This window comes from Nocardia rosealba, assembly GCF_020216065.1.
Lineage (GTDB): Bacteria > Actinomycetota > Actinomycetes > Mycobacteriales > Mycobacteriaceae > Nocardia > Nocardia rosealba.
Window position 1 is genome coordinate 126,653 of the sequence record NZ_JAIWNA010000007.1, and the last position, 7,418, is coordinate 134,070.

General features: G+C 71.2%; 1 protein-coding gene. It reads left to right on the plus strand.

The annotated features are described in order from the left end of the window. The first annotated feature begins 29 nt into the window (after positions 1 to 29). The gene (locus LDL21_RS23780; protein ID WP_225281825.1) at positions 30 to 7,367 is read left to right on the plus strand and encodes a non-ribosomal peptide synthetase; all 7,338 of its coding nucleotides are present in this window, start codon (positions 30 to 32) and stop codon (positions 7,365 to 7,367) included. Positions 7,368 to 7,418 lie beyond the last annotated feature (51 nt).

A 7,418-nucleotide genomic window follows, 5' to 3' on the forward strand; every position in this document is an offset into this window, starting at 1 on the left:
CTCGTCGGACGCGAGAGGTGTATTGGTCTGTGGAAAGCCCCCGCCGCGCTGGCCGTGAACGTCGTCGAACCGGCGGCCGAGCGCTGTTCGGCCAATTGCTCACGGCTGCTGTCGAGTCCGCAGCCGATTCCGTCGCGCTGCGCTACAACCCGACCGGCATGCCCGGTGCCGAGCAGGTGCTCACCTACCGTGAGCTCGACGAACGCTCCTCGCGGCTGGCCCGTGAACTGATCGGCCGTGGTGTCGGCGCGGGCGACGTGGTCGCCGTCGGCATCTCCCGTTCCGTCGAATCGGTGCTCGCGGTGTGGGCGATCGCCAAGACCGGCGCCGCCTACGTGCCCGTCGACCCGGCCTACCCCAGCGACCGGATCGCGCACATCGCCGTCGATTCCGGCGCCACCCTGGGCCTCACCACCGCCGCCCACCGGGCGAGCCTCGGGACCAGCCTGTACTGGATCGAACTGGACGACCCTGTCGTCGCCGAGCGCATCGCGGTCCACCCCGCGCACGCGGTGAGCTACGCCGACCGGGTGCGCCAGATCGACCCGGCCCACCCGGCCTACGTCATCTACACCTCCGGCTCCACCGGCAAACCCAAGGGCGTGGTGGTGACCCACGCGGGTCTCGCCTCGCTGGTCGCGGCCGAACGCGAGAACTTCGGGGTCGGCCCGGATTCGCGAGTACTGCACGTGTGCTCGCCGAACTTCGACGTCTCGGTGCTCGAGCTGCTGCTCACCTTCGCCACCGGTGCCACGCTGGTGATCTCGCCGCCGCGCGTGTTCGGCGGTTTCGAACTGTCGGATCTGCTGCGCCGCGAGCGCGTGACCCATCTGCTCATCACGCCCGGCGCCCTGGAGTCGGTCGACCCGGCCGGGCTGCCCGACCTGCGCACCGTCGTCGTGGCGGGCGACCGGTTCGGACCGGAACTGGTCGGCCGCTGGGCGGTCGACGGCCGGAACTTCCACAACGGTTACGGACCGACCGAGGCGACCATCCTCGCCACCAGCACCGCCGCCCTGCACCCGCACGAGCCGATCACCCTCGGCACCGCCGTGCCCGGCATGGGCCTGTTCGTGCTCGACGCGCGGCTGCGGCCGGTGCCTGCGGGCGTGGTCGGCGAGCTCTACCTCTCGGGTCCGGCGCTGGCGCAGGGGTATCTGGGCAAGCCAGGGCTCACCGCGCAGCGGTTCATCGCCTCGCCGTTCGGGCCGGGCAGGCTCTACCGCACCGGCGACCTGGTGCGTCGCGTGGAAAGCGGTGCCACCCTGGAGTACCTCGGCCGCACCGACTTCCAGGTGAAGGTGCGTGGGTTCCGCATCGAGCTCGGCGAGATCGACAACGCCCTCACCGCCCATCCCGACCTCGACTACGCCGTCACCCTCGGCAAGTCCATGCCGTCGGGGGCCACCGGTCTCGTGTCGTATGTGCTGCCGCGGCTCGGACGCACGGTCGACACCGGCGAACTGGCCGAATTCCTCGCCGAATCGCTGCCCGCGTACATGATCCCGGCCGTCATCATGGTCCTGGACAAACTGCCGCTGAACTCGGTCGGCAAACTCGACCGTGCCGCACTGCCGACCCCGGTGTTCACCGCTCGCGGTTTCCGCGCGCCAGCCACCCCCGCCGAGCAGGCCGTCGCCGATGTGTTCGCCGCGCTGCTGTTGCGCGACGGCGCGGGCCGGGTCGGCGCCGACGACGACTTCTTCGAGCTCGGCGGCGACTCACTGCTGGCCGCCCAGGCCGTCGCCCGCATCGGTGCCGCACTCGACGTGCGGGTGCCCGTGCAGGCCGTCTTCGAGGCGCCGACCGTCGCCGCGCTGGCCCAGCGCGCCGAACAGCAGCGGACCTCGGCGGGCGCGCTGGCGCTCGTCGCCCGGTCGCGACCCGCGCAGATCCCGCTGTCCTACGCCCAGCAGCGGATGTGGTTCCTCAACCGGTTCGACCCGTCCTCGGCCGTCGACAACATCCCGCTCGTCATCCGCCTGAACGGGCGCCTGGATCTGCCTGCCCTGCAAGCCGCGATCGGTGACCTCGCCACCCGGCACGAGGTGCTGCGCACGGTGTACCCGGCCATCGAGGGTGTCGACGGGCCGGTGCTGGAAGGCCACGGCCACCAGCTCATCCTCGCGCCCTGTGATCCGCTGGCCACCCCGAATTTCGAGGTCGTCGCGATCGACGAGACCGAGCTGGCCGCCGCCGTCGCCGATACCGTCCTCACCGGCTTCGACGTCACCGCCGCCCCGCCGGTACGGATCCGCATCTTCGAACTCGACGAGACCGAACACGTGGTGGCGTGCGTGATCCACCACATCGCCGCCGACGGGTTCTCCTTCGCCCCGCTCACCAGGGACCTGCTCACCGCCTACGCCGAGCGACGCGGCGGCGGCGCACCGCAGTGGCCGCCGCTGCCGGTGCAGTACGCCGACTACACGCTGTGGCAGCGCGAACTACTCGGCCGCGAAGACGACCCGCATTCGCTGCTCGCCACCCAGATGGCGTTCTGGCGCGACACCCTCGCGGGCCTGCCCGAACAGCTGGAACTCCCCGCCGACCGGCCGCGCCCCGCCGTCGCGAGCCACGAGGGCGACCTGCACCACATCCACGTCCCGGCCTCGGTGCACGCGGGCCTGCAGAACCTCGCGCGCGAACACAACGCCACCGTGTTCATGGTGGTGCACACCGCGCTGGCGTTGCTGCTCGCGCGCCTGTCGGGCACTCGTGACATCGCCATCGGCACTCCGGTCGCGGGGCGCGGCGAGCAGGCGCTCGACGAGCTCATCGGCATGTTCGTCAACACCCTCGTGTTGCGCACCGAGATCGACCCGGCGGTGTCGTTCCGGCAACTGCTCATCGACGTCCGCGCCCGCGATCTGGCGGCTTTCGGCCACGCCGACGTGCCGTTCGAGCGTCTCGTCGAACTGCTCGAGCCGGTCCGTTCGACGTCGCGGCATCCGCTGTTCCAGGTGATGCTCACCTTCCAGAACCTGGCCCGCACCGACCTCGAATTGCCCGGGCTCACCGTCAGCGACGGTGATTTCACGGTGCCGATCGCCAAGTTCGATCTGCAGGTGGAGGTCGCCGAACACATCGGTGACGACGGCGCACCGCAGGGCATGGCCGTGTCGTTCGGGTACGCCACCGACCTGTTCGATCGCGGCACCGTGAGCGATTTCGCCGACCGCTGGGCGCGCGTACTCGGCACCGTGGTCGCCGATCCGACCCTGCCCGTCGGGGATATCGACGTCCTCGCTCCCGGTGAGCGCGAACTCGTGCTCCGGGAAGGCAATTCGCCCGGTGTGCCGGTTCCCGAGGTGACCCTGGTCGACCTCCTCGCCGCCCAGGCGCGGCAGCAGCCCGACGCCGTCGCGGTGCGGGCGGGGGAGCGGTCGCTGAGCTTCGCCGACCTGTTCGGTCAGGCCTCGGCGCTGGCCCGCGCGCTCATCGCCCGCGGCGCGGGCCCGGAAACCCTTGTCGCCGTTGCTGTGCCACGAACCGAGGAGCTGCCGGTCGCGCTGCTCGCGGTCTTGCTGTCGGGCGCGGGCTATCTGCCGATCGACTCCGGGTACCCGGCGCAACGCCTCGCGTACGTGGTCGACGACGCGAAACCCGCTGTGCTGCTTGCCTCGTCGTCGGAATACGAAATCCTGCGCGCGGCCGGACACGGCTGGGCCTCGGCCTTGCCGGTGGTACTGCTCGACGAGCGCGCCCTGCATTCCGACGCCCCGCTGCACTCGTCCGAACGTCACGCCCCGCTGCGTCCGGACCATCTGGCCTACGTCATCTACACCTCCGGTTCCACCGGTCTGCCCAAGGGTGTGGCGGTGAGCCACCGCAATGTGCTCGAGCTGTTCGCCAATACCCAGGTGCTGTTCAGCTTCGACCTCGACGACGTATGGACGGTGTTCCACTCCTTCGCCTTCGACTTCTCGGTGTGGGAGCTGTGGTGCGCGCTGGCGGGCGGCGCGTCGGTGGTGGTCGTCGACCACGTCACCTCGCGCTCGCCGATCGAATTCCGTGCCCTGCTCGCCCGCGAACAGGTGACGGTGCTGAGCCAGACACCGACCGCGTTCGCCCAGCTCGACGAAGCCGACCGCGCCGCCCAGGCGGCGGGTGCAGCCCCGCTCGCGCTGCGCTACGTGATCTTCGGCGGCGAGGCGCTCGACCCGCGCAAACTCGTCCGCTGGTACGACCGGTACGGAAACAGCCCGGCCGCACCCGAACTGGTGAACATGTACGGCATCACCGAGACCACGGTGCACGTGTCGCACCTGGCCCTGGCGCCGCAGCCGTCGGCGACCGCGGGCAGCGTGATCGGTCGCGCCCTGCCCGGTCTTTCGGTCGGGGTGCTCGACGACCGGTTGCGTCCGGTGCCCTTCGGCGTGGCCGGCGAGCTCTACATCGCGGGCAACCAGCTGACGCGCGGCTACCTCGGCAAGCCGGGACTGACCGCGACCCGTTTCGTCGCCGACCCGTACGGGCCGCCCGGATCGCGGCGCTACCGTTCCGGCGACCTCGGCCGCTGGGTCAGCTTCCGAGGCACCCCGACCCTCGAATACGGCGGCCGCGGCGACCAGCAGGTGCAGTTGCGCGGCTTCCGGATCGAGCCGGGCGAGATCGAGTCGGCGCTGCTCGGCGTCGCCGGTGTCGGGCAGGCCGCGGTGGTCGTGCGTGCCGACGAACACGCGGGCGACCGGCTGATCGCGTACGTGGTCCCGGTGGCGGGGGCAGACCTCGACCCGGTGACCGTCCGCGCGACCGTCGCCGAATTCCTCACCGGGTACATGGTTCCCGACGCCGTGATGGTGGTGGCCGGGCTGCCGCTGACCGCGAACGGCAAGCTCGACCGGGCCGCGCTGCCCGCCCCCGAGTTCACCTCGGCGGCGACGTTCCGCGCGCCGACCACCCCGATCGAACAGAGCGTGGCCGAAGTGTTCGCCACCCTGCTCGGCGTGCCCGAAGTCGGCCTGGACGACAACTTCTTCGATCGCGGCGGCAACTCGCTGCTGGCGACCCGGGCCATCGCCCGCATCGACGCCGCCCTGGCCGCCGACCTGGTGGTACGCGACCTGTTCGAGGCGCCGACCGTGGCCGCCCTGTCCGCGCGGGTGCGGCCCGGCGCGGTCACCAACCCGCGCCCGCCGCTGGTTCCCGCCCAGGATCGGGGCGTCATTCCGCTCTCGCCCGCCCAGCAGCGCATGTGGTTGCTCAACCGCATCGACCCGGATTCCCCGGCCTACAACATCCCGCTCGTGCTCCGCCTGCGCGGCGCGCTCGACACCTCGGCACTGCGCTACGCCGTGGCCGATGTGCTCGAGCGGCACGAGGCGCTGCGCACCCGCTTCCCGGCCGACGCGCCGGGCGAGCTGCCCTACCAGGAGATCCTGCCGGTGAGCGCGGTGCTGCCGGGCGGGCTGCCGATCGAGACCTGCGACGACCCGGCCGAACGGGTGATGCGGTTGCTGGCCGGTGGTTTCGACGTCACCGAGCGAGTACCGTTGCGCGCGTGCCTGTTCACCGTGCCCGACACCGACCCGCTGGCCGAGGAGGAGCATGTCCTCGCGGTGGTGGTGCAGCACATCATCGCCGACGGTGCCTCCCTCGCCCCGCTGGCCCGCGATCTGGTGATCGCCTACCGCGCCCGCGTGGAGGGGCGTTCGCCGAGCTGGGCGCCGCTGCCGGTGCAGTACGCCGACTACGCGCTGTGGCAGCGCGCGGTGCTCGGCGACGAGAACGACGAGACATCAACCGCCGCACGCCAGCTCGCGTTCTGGCGGACCACCCTGGCCGGTCGCGCCGGCACCATCGAATTGCCGCACGACCACCCGCGTCCACCGCAGGCCTCGCTGCGCGGTGCCGATGTGCGAACCACGCTGTCCGCCGACGTGCACGCCGGGCTGGCCGAGATCGCCCGCGAGCACAACGCGTCGCTGTTCATGGTCGTGCACGCGGCGCTGGCGGTGCTGCTCGCGCGGGTGAGCGGCGACACCGACATCGCCATCGGCACACCCATCGCCGGGCGGGGTGAACCGGAACTCGACGACCTGGTCGGCATGTTCGTCAACACCCTGACCCTGCGCACCGAGGTCACGCCGCAGCGCGGTTTCGCCGAATTCGTCGACACCGTGCGCGAAGTCGACCTCACCGCGTTCGCCCACGCCGACCTGCCGTTCGAGCGGATCGTGGAGGAGGTGGCGCCCACCGGTGCCGTCTCGCACAACCCGCTGTTCCAGGTGGTGCTGTCGTTCCACAACAACGAGACACCGATCCTGCGGCTGCCCGGGCTCACCATCGAGGCGGTGGACTCCGCCGCGCGCTCGGCCAAGTTCGACCTGCAGGTGAACGTGGAACCCATGCACACCGCCACCGGCGAACCCGCCGAGGTCGGTGTCGTGTTCACCTACGCGACAGACCTTTTCGAGGAGCACACCGTCGCCGCGCTGGCACGTGGCTTCGGCGAGATCGTCGCGGCCGTCGCCGCCGATCCCGCGGTGCGGGTGGGCGATATCGACCTGCGCGATGCCAGGGAGAAGGAACGCGAGCTCACCGCCGCGGCCTACGCGCCCGCCCCGTCGGCCAACGGTGCCGCGCTGGCCCAGGAACTCGCCGCAGCGGTGGAAGAGGACCCCGACGCGCCCGCCCTCGACCTGGGCGACACCGAACTCAGCTACCACCAGTTCGACGCCCGCTCCTCACAGTTGGCGCGCTCGCTGATCGCACGCGGTGCGGGGCCGGGCAACGGTGTCGCGATCCGGCTCGACCGGGGTGCCGAGGCCGCCATCGCCGTGTGGGCGGTGCTCAAGGCGGGTGCGGCGGTGGTGCCGCTGCTCACCATCGACGCGCCGCTACCCGACGGGCTGGAGGTGAAGCTCGGACTGAGTCTCGACATCCTCGACCCGCCCGACGGTCTCGACTGGTACGACCTGGCCGACCCGGCCCTGCGCGCCGAACTGGCCGCCGAGTCGCCGCGTCCCATCGGCTACGCCCACCGCACCCGCGCCCTGCGCGGCGACGACGTGGCCTTCGTCGGTGGTGGCCGGGTGCTGAACTACGACGAACTGGCCGGTGCGGCCGAGCGGATCGGGCAGCGTACGGGTCTGAATTTCGAATCACGGACCCGCACGGCGGGCAGGCCGGATTCGGTAGCCGGGGTACTGGAACTTGTCGCCGCCGGAATCGCCGGTGCGGCAGTCGTTCTGGGGTCCGGTGACGACGGCGCCGACGAGGTGAGCCATGTGTTCACCGAATCGGCGGTCGCTGTTGCCGAACCAGGGGAAGGTGCCGGTGCGACGATCGTCGCGTTGAGTGAGATGATCGGCAACGCCGGCCGGTCGCAGCAGCGGCGTGCGGTGGCTGGGATGGATGGATAGGTACGAGGTGCGTGCATGACCGGGCAGCGGCGAGTCGACTCCGGCGATCGG